At 73.3% G+C, this 15,928-nt stretch carries 14 protein-coding genes; 10 read left to right on the forward strand and 4 right to left on the reverse strand.

From position 1 onward, the window contains the following. Positions 1-42: 42 nt before the first annotated feature. Complete coding sequence (locus CP983_RS36950) at positions 43-1,617, reverse strand: alkaline phosphatase D family protein (RefSeq protein ID WP_150504438.1); 1,575 nt, start codon at positions 1,615-1,617, stop codon at positions 43-45. A gap of 192 nt (positions 1,618-1,809) precedes the next feature. Continuing rightward, positions 1,810-3,417 carry a MocR-like pyridoxine biosynthesis transcription factor PdxR gene (pdxR, locus tag CP983_RS36955; protein WP_229914854.1) on the reverse strand — a complete coding sequence of 536 codons (1,608 nt, stop codon included), beginning with the start codon at positions 3,415-3,417 and terminating at the stop codon, positions 1,810-1,812. Between the two features lie 47 nt (positions 3,418-3,464). Between pdxR and CP983_RS36960 the strand changes: the two genes are divergently transcribed. The 10 genes from CP983_RS36960 (at position 3,465) to CP983_RS37005 (ending at position 13,362) form a co-directional block, all read left to right on the forward strand. Then, the gene (locus tag CP983_RS36960) at positions 3,465-4,382 is read left to right on the forward strand and encodes a DMT family transporter (protein WP_150504440.1); all 918 of its coding nucleotides are present in this window, start codon (positions 3,465-3,467) and stop codon (positions 4,380-4,382) included. 64 nt (positions 4,383-4,446) lie between these two features. Beyond that, on the forward strand, positions 4,447-4,941 hold the full coding sequence (locus CP983_RS36965; protein WP_150504442.1) for a DUF4260 domain-containing protein: 495 nt from the start codon (positions 4,447-4,449) through the stop codon (positions 4,939-4,941). Continuing rightward, positions 4,925-5,887, forward strand: a complete 963-nt coding sequence (locus CP983_RS36970) for a bifunctional lysylphosphatidylglycerol flippase/synthetase MprF (RefSeq protein WP_107912119.1) — start codon at positions 4,925-4,927, stop codon at positions 5,885-5,887. Before CP983_RS36965 ends, CP983_RS36970 begins: the two co-directional genes overlap by 17 nt. Positions 5,888-6,040: 153 nt before the next feature. Beyond that, on the forward strand, positions 6,041-7,180 hold the full coding sequence (locus CP983_RS36975; protein WP_150504444.1) for an acyl-CoA dehydrogenase family protein: 1,140 nt from the start codon (positions 6,041-6,043) through the stop codon (positions 7,178-7,180). Positions 7,181-7,252: 72 nt separating this feature from the next. Further along, positions 7,253-8,380 (forward strand): SDR family oxidoreductase, encoded by a 1,128-nt coding sequence (locus CP983_RS36980; RefSeq protein WP_150507078.1) that lies wholly within the window; start codon positions 7,253-7,255, stop codon positions 8,378-8,380. Next, a complete protein-coding gene (locus tag CP983_RS36985; protein ID WP_150504446.1) occupies positions 8,377-9,720 on the forward strand; it encodes an aspartate aminotransferase family protein in 1,344 nt (447 codons plus the stop codon). The genes CP983_RS36980 and CP983_RS36985 overlap by 4 nt, the downstream gene beginning before the upstream one ends. 35 nt (positions 9,721-9,755) lie before the next feature. Then, positions 9,756-10,220: a type II toxin-antitoxin system RatA family toxin gene (locus CP983_RS36990; protein WP_150504448.1), complete on the forward strand. Its 465-nt coding sequence runs from the start codon at positions 9,756-9,758 to the stop codon at positions 10,218-10,220. Continuing rightward, on the forward strand, positions 10,192-10,755 hold the full coding sequence (locus tag CP983_RS36995; protein ID WP_150504450.1) for a flavin reductase family protein: 564 nt from the start codon (positions 10,192-10,194) through the stop codon (positions 10,753-10,755). Before CP983_RS36990 ends, CP983_RS36995 begins: the two co-directional genes overlap by 29 nt. Further along, positions 10,752-12,074 carry an NAD(P)/FAD-dependent oxidoreductase gene (locus CP983_RS37000; protein WP_150504452.1) on the forward strand — a complete coding sequence of 441 codons (1,323 nt, stop codon included), beginning with the start codon at positions 10,752-10,754 and terminating at the stop codon, positions 12,072-12,074. The genes CP983_RS36995 and CP983_RS37000 overlap by 4 nt, the downstream gene beginning before the upstream one ends. Before the next feature lie 43 nt (positions 12,075-12,117). Further along, positions 12,118-13,362 (forward strand): wax ester/triacylglycerol synthase domain-containing protein, encoded by a 1,245-nt coding sequence (locus tag CP983_RS37005; protein ID WP_150504454.1) that lies wholly within the window; start codon positions 12,118-12,120, stop codon positions 13,360-13,362. A 66-nt stretch (positions 13,363-13,428) separates the two neighbouring features. Here CP983_RS37005 and CP983_RS37010 read toward each other — a convergent pair whose 3' ends face one another. After that, positions 13,429-14,319 (reverse strand): SAM-dependent methyltransferase, encoded by an 891-nt coding sequence (locus tag CP983_RS37010; protein WP_150504456.1) that lies wholly within the window; start codon positions 14,317-14,319, stop codon positions 13,429-13,431. Between the two features lie 63 nt (positions 14,320-14,382). Next, a complete protein-coding gene (locus CP983_RS37015) occupies positions 14,383-15,927 on the reverse strand; it encodes an ABC1 kinase family protein (protein WP_150504458.1) in 1,545 nt (514 codons plus the stop codon). Position 15,928 lies beyond the last annotated feature (1 nt).

Consider the following 15,928-nt stretch of genomic DNA (forward strand, 5'->3'; position numbering starts at 1 on the left):
GGGATGACTCAGGTGCGCGGCACTGTCATGAGCGTACGGGAACTACTGGCCGACGCGTCCCGGCTGGAGCACCTGGGTGAACAGCACCGTGCCGTCCTGCTCGCGCAGCCGCACCGTCAGCTCGCCGCTGTGTCCGTCGATGTCGACCTCGCCGAAGAACTGGTAGCCGCCGGCGGGGGAGACGTTCGAGGCGGTCGGCGCCTTCACGAACACCCGCTCCGGGCCGAAGGTGTTGTCGAGGGCGCTGGCCGGGAACGCACCCGCGTTGAGCGGGCCCGACACGAACTCCCAGAACGGCTCGAAGTCCGTGAAGGCCGCCCGCGACGGCTGGTAGTGCTGGGCGGAGGTGTGGTGGACGTCGGCCGTCAGCCACACCGTGCCGGTGATCCGCCGGTGCTTGATGAACCGCAGCAGCTCGGCGATCTGGAGCTCACGGCCGAGCGGGGCACCCGGGTCGCCCTGCGCGACGGCCTCGATGTTCGGCTTGCCGTCGCCGGTGTCCGGCACGACCAGGCCCAGCGGCATGTCGGAGGCGATCACCTTCCACACCGCCCGGGAGCGGGACAGCTCGCCCTTGAGCCACTTCAGCTGCTCGGCGCCCAGGATGCCCTGCGCGTCCGTGGTCTGGTCGTCCGTGGAGTTGGCGTTGCGGTGGGTGCGCATGTCCAGCACGAACACGTCCAGGAGCGGGCCGTAGCGGACCGTGCGGTAGACCCGGCCGTCGGGGCGGCGCAGCGTCGAGATGGGGAAGTACTCGGAGAACGCCTGCCTGGCGCGCGAGGCGAGGACGTCGACGCTCTTCTCCGTGTAGCGGGCGTCGCCGAGGATCTCGCCGGGGTACCAGTTGTTGGTCACCTCGTGGTCGTCCCACTGGATGATCGAGGGGACCTGGGCGTTGAACCGCTTCAGGTTGTCGTCGAGCAGGTTGTAGCGGAAGTTGCCGCGGAACTCGGCCAGGGTCTCGGCGACCTTGGACTTCTCCTGGGTGGTGACGTTCTGCCAGGTGCTGCCGTCGGGCAGCGCGACGGACGACGTGATCGGACCGTCGGCGTAGATGTTGTCGCCGCTGCACAGGAAGAAGTCCGGATCCAGCGCGCCCATCGCGTTGTAGATGGTGTAGCCGCCGAAGTCGGGGTTGATGCCCCAGCCCTGGCCGGCCAGGTCGCCGGACCAGAGGAACCTGATGCCGTCGCGGCGCCGTGCCGAGGCGGTGCGGAACGTCCCGGTGACCGGCTCGCCGGTGCGGCGCGGGTCGTCCGGGTCGGCCAGCAGCACGCGGTAGTGGATCTGCTCGCCGGACGGCAGGCCGCGCAGCCGGGTCGTGCCGGTGAAGTCGGTGTCGGCGCCGAGCAGCGGGCCGTGCCATCTGCGCGATGTGCGGAACGACTCGGTCGCGGACGTCTCGACGATCATCCGCGCGGGGCGGTCCGAGCGCACCCACACCAGACCCGAGTCGCAGGTCACGTCGCCCGTCTGCACGCCCCACCTCGCCTTGGGGCGGCCCGAGAGGGCGAACGCCGGTGCCGAGCCGAGTGCCGTGGGCAGGGTCAGGGCCGCCGACGCGGCGAGCGAGCCGCGCAGGACGCTGCGGCGGCCCGGGAACGGACGGTGTGACATGGAGGCCTCCAGTGGCGGGATCCGGCCAGTGTGCAGAGCCACAACTACTGGTGCGCCGCAGCGCACACGGAAACCACAAGTGAACAACTGACCGCATGGGCAGGGGAACCGACGCGGCGGCCGTGTTGAGCCCTTGCATTCCGGCCTCGTCGTCCGCGCCCCGACCGGCCGCACCACCGCGCCCTGGACCCGTCAGCCCCGACCCATCACCGCACCGGCCATCAGCCGTACGCCGTCCCGGATCCGCGCGGGCGACAGATGGGCGTACCCCAGCACCAGCCGTACGCTCCGCTGCTCGCCCCCGCGCCCGGCACGCGCGTGTGCGTAGTCCGTCAGCGGCCGCACCGCGACCCCGGCCGCGGCCACGCGCGTGAGGAACCGCTCCTCGGGGCCGTACCGCTCCGGCAGCGCGGCGATGACGTGCAGCCCCGCGGCGATGCCGGTGACCTCCGCGCCCGGGAAGTGCTCCTCCAGCGCGGCGACGAGGGTGTCGCGGCGCTCCCGGTACGCGCGCTGGCAGCGCCGCAGCTGACGGTCGTAGTCACCGCGCTCCACGAACCGGGCGAACAGCGCCTGATCCAGGGTGGGGTGGCCGAGGTCCATGGTCCGCTTGCGCTCGATGACGTCCTCCGCCAGCGCCTCCGGTACGAGCAGCCAGCCCAGCCGCAGTCCCGGCGCGAGGGACTTGCTGACCGACCCCGCGTACGCGACGCGCTCCGGGTCGAGCCCTTGGAGCGCGCCCACGGGAGCGCGGTCGTAGCGGAAGTCGCCGTCGTAGTCGTCCTCCAGGACGAACCCGTCGACGGACCGCGCCCAGTCGAGGAGTTCGGCGCGGCGGCGGGCGGAGTAGGCGATGCCGGTGGGGAACTGGTGGGCCGGCGTCGTGACGACGGACCGTACGCCCGACTCCCGCAGCGGGCCGACGGCCAGTCCCTCGTCGTCCATGGGCACCGGCACGGTCGCGACGCCCGCCGCGGCGTACAGGGAGTCGTGCTGCGGGCTGCCCGGGTTCTCCACACCGACCTCGCGCATCCCGCGCGCGTGCAGCACGAAACCGAGCACCGTCGTCGCCTGCGACACCCCGGAGACGATCACGATGCGCTCCGGGTCCGCGACCACGCCCCGGCGGCGCGCCAGCAGCTCGGCGAGCGCGGTGCGCAGCCGGGGCAGTCCGCGCGGGTCGGGGTAGCCGAGCTCGTGGTGCGGCAGCTCGGCCAGCACCCCGCGCTGCGCGGCGGCCCACGCGGCACGCGGGAACAACGACACGTCCGGCGTCCCGGGGACGAAGTCGGCCCGGGAACCCGTGGAGCGCGGCGCGAGGTCACGCGCGCGTGGCCGCGCGGCCCGGACCGCGTCGCCCACCCACGTCCCGGCACCCCGCCCGCTGCGCAGATAGCCCTCCGCCGTCAGCTGCTCGTACGCCTCGGTGATCAGCCCGCGCGACACCCCGAGGTCGGCGGCCAGATCCCGGCTCGACGGCAGCCGGGTCCCCGGCACCAACCGCCCCGAGCGCACCGCCTCCCGCAGCGCCGCCTGGAGCGAACGCCCACGCGCGCGTGCCGGCGCCGAGGCGGCCGGCAACAGCAGCTCCCAGGCGGGGGACCCGGAGCCCAGGTCCGGGGACCCGGAGTCCAGGTCCGGGTGGGCCTCCGGTGCGGTCGCGGGAGAGCCGGCGCCCAGGTCTGGCTTGGTCTCCGACGCCTTTGCGGGGGACGCGGCGCCCAGGTCCGGATCGGTCTCCGATGCCGTCGCGGGGGACCCGGAGTCCTCCAGGTCCGAATTGGTCTCCGATGCCGTCATGGAAATGGACCTTAATGCGGACCGCGGCGCTTCCTAGCGTCGCTGCCATGAACGCCACCACCACGCGCGGAGCCCTGCTCGCCGCGCTCGCCTGCGTCCTCGTCGGAGGGTCCTTCACCGCCAACAGCCTGCTCGGCGACTACCCCTACGCGGGCGGTCAGTTCCTGCGCTACGGACTCGCGTGCCTGCTGCTCCTGCCGCTCGTCGGACCGGGCGCCGGGGCCCGCGTCCGCGCTCTCACGTCCCGCGAGTGGGTCCGCCTCGCGCTCCTCGCGGCCCTCGGCATGGTCGGGTTCAACCTCGCCGTCATCGCAGCCGAACGCACCGCAGAACCGGCCGTGCCCGGCGTCTTCGTCGGCTGCGCGCCCGTCGTAGTGGCCGTTCTTGTGCCGCTGTTGGAGGGACGCAGGCCCCAACGCGTCGTCCTGAGCGGCGCGTTGTTCGTCGTGGCCGGTGCCTGCACGGTCCAGGGCTGGGGGCGCACCGACGGCACCGGCATCGCCTTCTCGGTGTGCGCGCTGGCCGGCGAGGTGGGTTTCGCCGTGCTCGCGGTGCCCGTGCTGCGGCCGCTCGGCCCGCGTCTGCTGTCCGCCACCGTGTGCGGCGTCGCGGCCGTCGAGTCCGCGGTGGCCGGGGCGGTGCTCGACGGCGGCGCCTGGCTGCGCCGACCGGATGCCACCGAGACCGCGGCCCTGCTGTGGCAGGCGGCGATCGTCACCGTCGTCGGCTTCGTGTGCTGGTACATGGGCATGCAGCGGATCGGCGCCGAACGGGCCACGCTGTTCTCCGGACTCATCCCCGTCGCCGCGGCCTGCACCGCACCCCTCGTCGGCACCGGCTCCTACGGCGTTCCGCAGGCCGTCGGCAGTGCGCTGGTCGGCGCCGGAGTCGCCCTGGGATGCCGTACGCGCCCCTCGCCCCCGCGATACGAGGGGTCGTCTCCGTTGGTGCGTAAACAGGTATGAACGCCCGCAGGGAAGGAGCCGGAAGAAGTCCGCCCTCGTATCGCACGCGCATTCCTGGAGCCCCGTGGACGCCAAGAACCGATTCGAGACCAAGACCACCTTCGCATTCTCCAGAATGGAATGGCTGGCCTTTCTGATCGTTTCGCTAGTGCTCGCTTCCCGGCACCTTTCGGAGATCCGCTGGGGCGTGTTCGTGGCGCTTTTCGCGGTGATCGACGTCATCGGCTACATCCCCGGCGCGATCGCCCACCGGCGCAGCCCGGACAAGCGCATCGCCCGCGGTTACTACGTGGCCTACAACGTGATGCACAGCCTGGTCACGGCGGGTGTCATCGCAGGTGCCTGGACCTTGTTCGCCGGGCCGGAATGGGCCCTGCTCGCCCTGCCCATCCATCTCCTGGGGGACCGGGCCCTGTTCGGGAACTCGTTCAAGCCCTTCGGTGTCGCCTTCGAACCGGAAATCCATCCCGCCTATCGCCTCTTCGAGCAGCAGTACCGGACCGCCGCCGCCGATGAGGCCCGGCATCAGGAGGAGGGCGCTCATGCCGTCCGTGCTTGACACCCTCACCGAACACAGCGACAACCCCAGTTCCTTTCTCGCCCTGAACAGCGGAAACGAATACTTCCGCGACGGGCCGGTCGACGGCGTGTGCGCCTATCGCCGCTCCGGACGCCATGTCCTGCAGTTCGGCGGTCCGTTCACCGCCCCGGAACACCGGGCGCGGCTGCTCGACTCCTTCGTGACGCACGCCGGACGGCGTCTGGTCGCCGTGCAGCTCCAGCGCGAGGACGCCGAGCTGTACGCGGGGCACGGCTTCACGGTGAACCAGATCGGAGCGTCGTACGCGGTCGACCTGGCCCGCTTCACCTTGCGCGGCTCACGGTTCGTACGGCTGCGGAACAAGATCTCGCGGGCGAGACGTGCGGGCCTCGAGGTCGCCGAGGTCGAGCCCGGCGACGACTGCGCGGAACTGGACCGGGTGGACGAGCCCTGGTTGCGGGAGAAGGGCCGGCACGTCAAGGAACTCCAGTTCCTCGTCGGCCAGCGGACCGGGCCGCTGCAACGCCACCGCCGGCTCTTCATCGGCCGTATCGCCGGCGAAGCGGTCGGCTACATCAACTACTCGCCCGTCTACGGCAGCCGCCCCGGCTGGCTGCACGACCTCAGCCGGCGCAGGCCCGATGCGCCGCCCGGTGTGATGGAGGCGCTCAACGCCACCGTCATGGAGCAGCTCGTCGCCGACGGCGCGGCCTGGCTGCACTTCGGCTTCACCCCGTTCACCGGGCTCGATCACGAACACGAAGTGCCCGGTCACAGCCGGATGTTCGCCCGGTTCGCCCGGCTGCTCGCCGAGCGCGGCAAGGCGATCTACCCCGCCGTGTCCCAGCTCGAATACAAGGAGAAGTGGGCCCCGCACGCGGTCCTTCCGGAGTACATCGCCTTCCTGGGCAGACCGCGCCTGCCCGCCGTGTGGCAGCTCCTGCGCGCCACCAACGCCGTCTGACGCCGCCCGGCCCAGCGAGCACGCCCGCAGTCCGACAGCCCGCCGCCTGCGCCGCAGTAAGCCCGAGAGCCTGCCTGTGTAGCCGCAAGCAGCAGAGCCCATCCGTGTCGCCGTCAGCCCGAAAGCACCCCCACCCCGGAGGACCGCATCCGCATGAGATTTCTCGAGCGTGAACGCACCATCCTGGCCAAGCTGCTGCCCGACCTGGACACCGCCCTGCGCGAGACGCCGCTCATGGAGCTGGAGCGGCCGGGCAGCCCCGGCATCCGGTTCTTCCGGGACAGCGGCGGGCCGGGGCTGCTGGTCCCGGAGAGCCATCAGGGCCGGGGTGCCACGGCGCTGGACGCGGTGCGCGTGCAGCGGGCCATCGGCAGCCGCTCGCCGTCGCTGGCCGTGGCGACGACGATGCACCACTTCTCCATGGCCACGCTCGTCGGTCTCGGCGACCGGGGTGAGGGACAGGGACTGGAGTGGCTGCTGATCGAGGGCGTGGCGGCCGACAACCGCATCATCGCCTCCGGTTTCGCCGAGGGCCGCCGTGGCGCCGGCATCCTGGAGCCGACGATGACCGCCGAGGTCACCGAGGACGGCGTACGCATCAGCGGCGTCAAACGGCCGTGCAGCCTGGCCCGCTCCATGGACGTGCTCACCGCAAGTGTCCTGGTGCCCCGCGAGGACGGGCAGGGCGACGAACTCGCGGTCGCCCTCGTGCCCGCCGAGAGCGAGGGCGTCACCGTCAGCGGCTTCTGGTCCAGCGCCTTCCTGGCCGGCGCGGAGAGCGACCAGGTCACGCTCAACGACGTCGTCGTTCCACCGGAGTTGCTGCTGCGGACCGCGGCCACCGCCCAAGGCGGCATCGACGAACTCCAGACGGCCGGGCTGATCTGGTTCCAGCTGCTGATGACGGGCAGCTATCTCGGCGTGGCCTCCGCCCTGGTGGAACGGGTGCTGCTGAACGACCGCATCCCCGAGCCCGAACGGGTACGGCTCTTCGTCGAGACCGAGGCGGCGGCCGCCGCGGCCGAGGGGCTGGCCCGCAGCGTCGACGACGGCGAACTCGGCGAGTCCGCGCTCGCCCGGGCGCTCTACGTCCGCTACGGCGTCCAGGACGTCATCGCCCGCGTCGCCACGCGTGCGGTCGAACTGCTCGGCGGGCTCAGCTTCATGACGTCCGACGACGTCGGCCATCTCGCCGCCTGCGCCAACGGCCTCGCCCTGCACCCGCCGTCCCGGGCCAGGATGACCGGCCCGTTCGCCGACTACCTGGCCGACCGTCCGCTCACGATCGCCTGACCGGCGCCGCCACCCACCGACCCAGTGCCGGCCGAGACCTGTTGGGGGAGCCCACCCATGCCGAGCCCACCCATGCCGCGACACCTCCCGCGTCCCACCGCCCTGCCCGCCCCGAGGACCGGCGCACGCGACCGCCCGACCTTGCTGCTCACCGGTGGCAGCGGCGTCCTCGGACGGGCCCTCATCGACGAACTCGCCGCCGACCACGACCTGCTCTGCCTGGTCCGCAACCGGCCCCTGGGCGACCCGCGGGTGCGTGAGCTGCGGGGCGACCTCCTCGCCCCACGCCTCGGCCTGACCCCGCTGGCCTGGCACGAACTCGCCCTCGAGGTCGACGTCGTCCTGCACTCCGCCGCAGAGACCAACTGGCGCATGCGGCCCGCCGACATCGAGCGGACCAACATCCACGGCACCGAGGCCGTCCTCGACCTGGCGGCCCGCGCCGACGCGCCCCTCTACCTGGTCAGCACCGCGTTCGTGGCCAGCACCCCGAGCGAGGAGGACGCGCGACGCTTCCCGGGAGCCGCCGCCTACCTCGCCTCCAAGACCATGGCCGAGCAGCTGGTCCGCAACGCCGATCTGCCCGGCGCGATCGTGCGCCCGTCCGTCGTCATGGGCGACTCCTCCAGCGGACGCATCGCCGGCCAGCAGGGTCTGACCAAGACTCTCGGCTCGATGGTCCTGGGACAGGTGCCGGTGCTGCCCGGCGCGCCGGACGCCCGCGTCGACATGGTCCCGCAGGACTACGTCACCCGGGCCGTCGGCGACCTCGTCCGCGGCGGGGTGAGCAGCGGGGAGTTCTGGCTCACGGCGGGCAAGGAGGCACCCCGGCTCAGCGAGATCGCCGACATCTGCGCGGAGTTCGCCGTCCGCCGCGGACTGCCCGCACCGCAGCGGCCCCGGCTCATCCCCGTCGAGGCGGTGCACCGGCTGCTGCTGCCCATGCTGGAGGGCACCGCCCTGCCCGAGGCCACGCGCCGCAGGTTCCAGCACTACGCCGAGCTCCTGCTGGTGTTCCAGCGCGAACTTCCCTTCGACACCTCGCTGGGCCGGCCGCACTGCGGCACCCGCCTCAGCCACGCCGGTATCCGCGCCGCGCTCGTGCGCAACCTGGAGAGCTGGGCCGACGACCGCTCCGCCCTCCTCACCCGCCACCGCTCTGCCCGCACCGTCACGACCCCGACCGAGGTGGCCTCATGACACGCTCCCCGGACACGACGGCCGTACGGGCACCGGAGGTCGCAGGGGCACAAGAGGCCACGCCGGCGACGGCGGCCGTGCCGGCACAGGCAACCGACCCGACCGACCCCGCCGACCTCCTCGACCTGTACCTCCGCCACATCGGCTCCGGCCGCGCCGTCATGGGCCGGGTCCTCGGAGGCATGGCCGAGGTGCGGTCCGAAGGCCCCTGGATCCACACCGACGACGGCCGCAGGCTCCTCGACTTCGGCGGCTACGGCGTCTTCATCCTCGGCCACCGCCACCCGGCCGTCGTGGCGGCCGTGCACCGGCAGATCGACGCCCACCCACTGGCCAGCAGGGTCTTCCTGGAACCGGTCGCCGCACGCGCCGCGCAGGCGCTGGCCGCCCACACACCGCCCGGCATGGACTACGTCCACTTCGTCAACTCCGGCGCCGAGGCCACGGAGGCCGCGCTCAAGCTGGCCCGCGCGCACGGCCGCAACGCCGTCGTCACCACCCGCAAGGGCTTCCACGGCAAGACGCTCGGCGCCCTCAGCGTCACCGCCAACGCCACCTACCAGACGCCGTTCCAGCCGCTGCTGCCCGACATCACCCAGGTCGGCTACGGGGACGCCGGCGAACTGAAGCAGGCGCTGGCCGCCCGCCGCGACCGGGCGTGCGTCATCGTCGAGCCGGTGCAGGGCGAGGGCGGCGTGCACATCCCGGACCCCGGCTACCTCACCGAAGTCGCCGCGCTGTGCCGGGAGTTCGGGGCGCTGCTCGTGGTGGACGAGATCCAGACCGGCATGGGCCGGCTGGGCACCTGGTGGGGCGTGGACGCGGAGGGCGTCCGCCCGGACATGTTGCTGGCCGGCAAGGGGCTCAGCGGCGGTGTCGTACCGGTCGCCGCGCTGGTCGCCACCGCAGAGGCGTACGCCCCCTTCAGCCGCGACCCCTACCTGCACACCTCCACCTTCGGAGCCTCCCCGATCGCCTGCGCCGCCGCCCTCGCCGCCGTCGAGACCATGGAGCGCGAGGACACCGTGGCCCGCGCGGCGACCCTCGGCGCGCGCATCCTCGCCGGGGTGCGGGACGCCTGTGCGCCGTACCGGGAGATCCTCGTCCGCGACGTGCGCGGACGCGGGCTGCTGATCGGGATCGAGTTCGCCGAGGAACGGGCCGTCGGTGAACTCCTGCTGGAACTCATCACGCGCGGCGTCCTCGTCAACCACTCCCTCAACTCCACCCGCGTGCTGCGCCTCACCCCGCCCGCCGTGGTGGCGGACGACGCGCTCGACCTGTTCTTCACGACCCTCGCCGAGGCCCTGCGCACCACGGCCGTCCGTATGGCCGGCTGATCAGGGAACCCCACCCGGGAAGGAACGGAACCCCCATGCGTCAAGTGGTCCTGCACGCGATCGCCGGCGGCTCGGAGCCGGCCGCCGTCTACCACCGCATCACCGACTTCCGCCGCTACCCCGAACTCACCGACACCGTGCGCGAGGTCCGCGTGGACGCGCTGCCTGACGGATCGGTGGTGTCGGACTGGACCGTCTCCTTCCGGGGCGGGCTGATGCGCTGGCGGGAACGCGACACGTTCGCCCCGGACACGCTCACGCTCACCTTCGAGCAGCTCAGCGGCGACTTCCAGACCTTCGAGGGGAGCTGGCGCTGCGAGCCCTGCGAGGGCGGCACGCTCGTCGTGTTCACCGCCTCCTTCGACCTCGGGATCCCGACCCTCGCGGAGATCCTCGACCCCGTCGCCGAGTCCACCCTGCGGACCAACATCGCCCGAATCCTGGCGGGCCTGGTGGGCGCGGAGGTGATCGATGAGTGCGCCGCCACCGCTCACGGCTGAGTACGCCACCTACCACGACCCCCTGCACGACGACCCCGGCCCCGGCGCCGCCCGCTGTCTAGGCCTCTACGCCAAGCTGGCCGCCGGTGTCACCGTCGTGACCGCGCGCGGCGAGGACGGGCCGCTCGGGATGACGGTGTCCGCCGTGACGTCCCTGTCGGCCCGGCCGCCGCTGCTCCTGGCCTGCCTGCGCGACGGCTCCCGCACCCTCACCGCCGTCCGGGCCCACGGAGCCTTCGCTGTGCACCTGCTGCGCGAGGAACAGCACGAACTGGCGGGCCGGTTCGCGAACCCGACGACCCCCGCCGCGGAACGGTTCGCCGGCACGGACATGCGCGAGGTCCTCGGCGTCCCGGTGATCGCGGGCGCGCTGGCCTGGTCGGTGTGCCTGGTGGTGGACGTACGCCGGTACGGCGACCACCACCTGGTCGTGGGACAGGCCGCCGCCGTGCACGTGGGCGGCGGGCGCCCGCTGCTCTGGCACGACCGCCGGTTCCGCTCGCTGCGCGACCTCGTACCGGAGGACACCGGATGACACCGTCGGCGTCCGGCACCCCTGCCTGGGAGCAGCCCGACCTGCCCGCCCGGCCTCCGCTGCACGGCACCGTCACGGCCGACGTGGCGGTGGTCGGGGCCGGTCTGGCGGGTCTCGCCTGCGCCTACCACCTGGCCGAACGCGACCCGGGCCGCGAGATCGTGGTGATCGACGCCGAGGGACCCGCCGCCGGTGCCAGCGGCCGGGGCACAGGTCTGCTGGGGCCACGCGCGGGACCCGCGATCGACCGCGCCCTACGCCGTCACGGGCCGTGGGCCGCACGCCGGATGCATCTGGCGAGCGAACGGGCCGTGAAGGAGGTCCTCGACCTGTGCGGGCGGCTCGACGTGCCGTGCGGGCTGCGCCCCGGCGCGCAGATCATGGCGACGCGCGCCCCGGCCGGCCTGGCGTCGCTCGGCCGGCAGGCCGGGGCCTACCGTGCGCTGGGCCTGGACGTCCCGGAGCTGTCCGGCGCGCAGGTACGCGCGCGCGTGGGCGTCCCGTACACCGCGGGCCTGCTGCACCGCACCGCCGCCACCCTCGACCCGGCCGCCCTCACCGGCGCCCTCGCCCGTGCCTGCGCCGCCAAGGGCGTGCGGTTCCACGGGCGCAGCCCGCTGCTGGCGGTCCGCGCGGGGGAGCGGGGCGGCTGCGAGCTGGACTTCCCGCACGGCCGCCTGCACACCGGTCGGGCGGTCCTCGCCGTCAACTCCGCCGCGCCGTCCCTCGGTCTGCCGGTCGGCACGATCATGCCGCTGGAGGTGTACGCCGTCGCCACCGCGCCCGTGAGCGACGCGGCGTACGAGGAACTCGGCGGGTTCGACGGGTACGCCGTCGTCGACGCCCTGCCGATGGCCCCGTACTTCCGGCCGCTCCCCGACGGCGGGCTCGTGGCCGGCGGCGGCACGGTCACCCTGCCCGCCGGACTCGGCGCCCCCCGGCTGCACGCGGCCCGGGAGCGGGCCTGGGCGTGGCTGGGCCGCTGGGTGCGGTCCCTGCACCCCGAGCTGGCCCATCTGCCGGTCACCCACCGCTGGTCCGGCCGCGTCGGCATGACCGGCGACGGGCTGCCGGTGGTCGGCCCCGTCCACGGCCTGCCCGGCGTCTGGTACATCGGCGGCTGCTGCGGCCACGGTCTGGCGATGTCCGTGGCCCACGGAGCCCATGTCGCCGCGGCCCTCCTGGGCGAGGCGGCCCCCGGGGACCCGCTGCCCTGGCACCGGTCCGCCGCCCCGCGCATGCCCGTGCACGGCCCCGCCCGCCCCCTCCTGCGGACCTACCTGGACGCCCTCGGCCGCTCCACGCGGCGCACCTGCTGACACCCCGCCCGCCGACACGTTCCACCGACACGGAGGTCCCGCCATGACCCGACGCCCCCTCGGCAGCGACGGCTGCCTGCCGCCGACGCTCCGGATGGGCACCGCGGACGTCGCCTACCACCTGGGCATGCGCGGCAGACCGCTGCCGCTCGCCTTCGTGTTCGGGTTCGGCGGCCGGGCACCGACCCTGGACGCGGTACGCGCGCGCGTGGCCGAACGCGCCCACCGCATCCCGTCGTTGCGCTACCGCATCGAACGGCACCGCCACGTGTTCCGGCGCGTCGACGGGATCGCCGTGGAGCGTCATGTGCACGAGGTGTGGCTGCCCGAGGACGCCGACGAGGCGGAAGCCGCGAGGCTGATGCTGACCCGGCCCATGAACACGGGCACCCGGCCGCCGTGGGACGTGTGGCTGGTGCACGGCCCGGGCGGCGGCCACAGCCTGTGCTATCGCTCCGACCACGCCGTGCAGGACGGCGTCGGCGCCGCCCACACCGTCCGGGACCTCCTCGACGACCACCCCCAGGGCGGCCCCGTGGCCCACCACGCCTCGTGGCCGACCCGCCGGGGTCTGGCCGACGCCCTCGGCGACGCAGTGGGCGGCTTCCGCGCCCCCACCGCCAAACCCGCCTTCGACGGGCCGAGCAGCGGCCGCACCACGCTGTGCCGGGCACACACCCCACTGGCCAGGCTGCGCGCCATCGGCCGCGCACACGGCGGCACCGTCAACGACGTCTACCTCGCCGCCCTCTCCCACGCCGTGCACACCTGGCACATGAAGGCGACCGGAACACCCCATCCGCCGCTGCCCGTGGCGGTCCCCATGTCGGTCCGGTCGCCGGGGGAGGAGTGCGCCCCCGGCAACCGGATGGTCACCGCCCGGCTCCTGCTGCCCTGTGACGAGCCGTCACCGCGACAGGCCCTCGCCCGGGTGATCGCGGCCACGGCCCAACTGCGCGCGAGCCGCCGCCGCGACGCCGTCCGCCTCCTGCTCGCCGCGACCCCCCGGGCCCTGGGCGCCCGCGTCGGCACCCGCATGGTCAACGGCGACGTCGTCGCCGGACCGGCCAGCAGCGTCAACTTCGGTACCGCCCTCGTCCACCAGGGGGCCGCGTCCCGCAGTGCCGCGGTCTTCGCGGGCGTCGCCGCCGGTATCCGCTGCCTGACGACCCTGACGAGCCAGCACGACACCTCCTGCCTCACGGTCGTGCACGACACCACGCTGGCCACCGCCGACGAACTCCCGGACCTGTGGCTGGCGGCCCTGCTGGAACTGGAGCGCGCCTAGCCGCCGTACGGATGCACAGCACAGGAGCCCCGGGCCGCACCGCCCGGGGCTCCTTCTTCGTGCCGGTCACTTCGTCAGCGTGCCCGTGGTCAGGAACGCGCACTTGGCCGCGGCCTCGGTCAGCAGCGGCAGATAGGGGGCGAGCCGCTGGATGACGTACGGCAGCGTGAAGAGATCGGCGACGCCGGCCTCCCAGCCCTGCTCCGCCCACCAGCCCTCGGGGTCCGCGAGCTGCCAGTGCCAGGCGATGCCGGTCGTGGACAGGGCCTCCAGGAAGGGCGCCACGAACGCGGTGGAGGCGGCCTCGGCGTTCACGCACTCCGCGCCGAACGTGCTTCCGGGCGCCGAGAGTTGCGTCATCGCGCCGACCACGGCCATCACGGCGTCCGGCCGGAGGTGGTACAGCAGTGTCTCGGCCAGCCACGCCGTGGGCCGTCGTGGATCGAAGCCCGCCGCGAGGAGGGGTTCGGCCCAGGACCCGGCCGGGTCGACGCCGACCGTGCTGCGCCGGCCGCAGGTGGGTCGGGTCCCGTCCAGCACGCGGTCCTTGAACTCCAGAAGGGCGGGCGCCTCGACCTCGAAGACGTGCACACCGGCCGGCCAGGGCAGCCGGAAGGCACGGGTGTCGAGGTCGGCGCCGAGCAGCACCACCTGGCGGCAGCCCGAGCGGGACGCGGTGACCAGGTACTCGTCGAAGAAGCGGGTGCGCACCACGGCCCAGTCGGGCAGCAGGCGTTGCAGCGGCCCGTCACCGGGCGGCCCGCCGGCGAACCGGGCCGCGTGCAGGAATTCCGCGGCCCACGGATCGAGCACGTACGGCGAGTCCCGGCCGCACTCGGCGGCATGCGCGGCGGCCGTCCAGAGCGCCACGCGCGAGAGGCCGTACGACGGTGGGACGCCCTCGGCAAAGGTGCCGTCCGGCGCCGAGCCGGGCTGCGGGCTTGCGGACTCGGGCAAGGAGAACCTCCATATGGTCAGCGGGTGCAGGGTGGGCCCGAACGGTCCGGCGGACCGCGTCGGTCAGCGGGAGTGGCGGCGGGCGAGCAGGTACGCCAGCGCGCCCAGGGCGACGAGGCCGCCGGAGGGGCGCGTCGGGCGCTGGCCGCCCATCGCGGCGGTGGTACGCGGCTCGTGGACCTGCAAAGCGAACTGGCGGTTGGCGATGTCCCCGAGCACCCCACGCATCTGCTCGGGGCTGGTGACGGCGGCGAGCAGCAGCTCCATGGAGTTGCGCGCGAACTGGTGCCGCCCCAGGAACTCGCGGCCCAGCGCGAGGAGGATCTTCGCCACCTCGCCCTGGAACACCTCCGGCAGTGTGATCTCGGGGGCGAGGCAGCGCACCGACCCGTCGAGGTTGGCGAAGGACTTGCCGAGCAGCGAGACCGCCGGCGGCGAGCCGATGCCCCGCTTGGTCGCCTTCGCGAGCACGGTCGTGAGGGACACCCCGAAGTTCAGGTCCTCCAGCGACAGATGGGACACCTTGGGCACGAAGGCCGCCATGTCGGCGGTGAACGCGGGCATGTTGGACCACGACGTCACCCGGCCCATCTCGGCCCAGTGGCGGGCGAGCCCGGCGCCGTCGTTCTGCGCCAGCGTCATGAACAGCGGCAGCAGTTGCAGACTGGTACGGCGGTCCAGGCGGCCGACCATGCCCCAGTCGATGAGCGTCGCGGGTCCCCCGGGCACGGCGAAGACGTTGCCCGCGTGCGGGTCGGCGTGGAAGACGCGGTGCACGAAGTACCCGTGGTACATGAACCGCAGCAGGTCCTTGCCGATCTCGATGCGCTCGTCGTCGCCGAAGTGGGCGCGGTCGATGTGCCGTACCGACTTCCCCGGGGCCAGCGACTGGACCAGGACCCGGGGGCTCGCGTGCAGCACCCTGGGCACCTCCAGTGTGCGGAAGGACCGCACGTACTCCCGGGCCTCGTCCATGTTGCGGGCCTCGCCGGTGAAGTCCAGCTCCGGCTCCATCGCGTCGAAGACGGAGCCGAGCATCGCCTCGACGTCGATGACCTCGTTGAAGCGGGGCGCGACCCTGGCCACGATCCGGGAGGCACGGCGCATCAGGGCCATGTCCGCGAGCACGCCCTCACGGATCCCGGGGCGCTGGATCTTGACCACGGCCGGGCGACCGCCGGGCAGGGTGACCCGGTAGACCTGGGCGAGGGAGGCGGCGCCGAGCGGGGCGACGGTGTCGATGTCGTCGAACCGCAGCTTCCAGTCGGGCCCCAGATCGCCGGCCAGTACGGGTTCGAACACCGAGAAGGGCTGGACGTCCACCTCGTCGTGCAGGTTCTGGAGCTCGTCCCGGATGGACTGCGGCACCATGTCGGGCCGGGTGGACAGGATCTGACCGAGCTTCACATAGAAGGGGCCGAGGCTCTCCAGGGCGTGCCGCACCGCCTTGGCCCGCCGTTCGTCCGCCCCCGCGCCGCCCTCGGCCGCACCCGCCTCCCCCTGTCTCGTACGTCTGCGCAGCCGCGCGGCCTGCCCGACCTCGTCGGCGACGAGGCTCCCCAGCACCTTGACCACCAGCCGCAGCCGATCCCCGACGACAGAAGCCATC

It is taken from the genome of Streptomyces chartreusis, from assembly GCF_008704715.1.
In the GTDB taxonomy this organism is placed as follows: Bacteria; Actinomycetota; Actinomycetes; order Streptomycetales; family Streptomycetaceae; genus Streptomyces; species Streptomyces chartreusis.

What these genes read in the sequence shown, in the direction of transcription:
- CP983_RS36950 (WP_150504438.1), bottom strand. Translation starts at nt 1,617, where the DNA reads ATGTCACACCGTCCGTTCCCGGGCCGCCGCAGCGTCCTGCGCGGCTCG.
- pdxR (WP_229914854.1), bottom strand. Translation starts at nt 3,417, where the DNA reads ATGACGGCATCGGAGACCAATTCGGACCTGGAGGACTCCGGGTCCCCC.
- CP983_RS36960 (WP_150504440.1), top strand. Translation starts at nt 3,465, where the DNA reads ATGAACGCCACCACCACGCGCGGAGCCCTGCTCGCCGCGCTCGCCTGC.
- CP983_RS36970 (WP_107912119.1), top strand. Translation starts at nt 4,925, where the DNA reads ATGCCGTCCGTGCTTGACACCCTCACCGAACACAGCGACAACCCCAGT.
- CP983_RS36975 (WP_150504444.1), top strand. Translation starts at nt 6,041, where the DNA reads ATGAGATTTCTCGAGCGTGAACGCACCATCCTGGCCAAGCTGCTGCCC.
- CP983_RS36980 (WP_150507078.1), top strand. Translation starts at nt 7,253, where the DNA reads ATGCCGCGACACCTCCCGCGTCCCACCGCCCTGCCCGCCCCGAGGACC.
- CP983_RS36985 (WP_150504446.1), top strand. Translation starts at nt 8,377, where the DNA reads ATGACACGCTCCCCGGACACGACGGCCGTACGGGCACCGGAGGTCGCA.
- CP983_RS36990 (WP_150504448.1), top strand. Translation starts at nt 9,756, where the DNA reads ATGCGTCAAGTGGTCCTGCACGCGATCGCCGGCGGCTCGGAGCCGGCC.
- CP983_RS36995 (WP_150504450.1), top strand. Translation starts at nt 10,192, where the DNA reads ATGAGTGCGCCGCCACCGCTCACGGCTGAGTACGCCACCTACCACGAC.
- CP983_RS37000 (WP_150504452.1), top strand. Translation starts at nt 10,752, where the DNA reads ATGACACCGTCGGCGTCCGGCACCCCTGCCTGGGAGCAGCCCGACCTG.
- CP983_RS37005 (WP_150504454.1), top strand. Translation starts at nt 12,118, where the DNA reads ATGACCCGACGCCCCCTCGGCAGCGACGGCTGCCTGCCGCCGACGCTC.
- CP983_RS37015 (WP_150504458.1), bottom strand. Translation starts at nt 15,927, where the DNA reads ATGGCTTCTGTCGTCGGGGATCGGCTGCGGCTGGTGGTCAAGGTGCTG.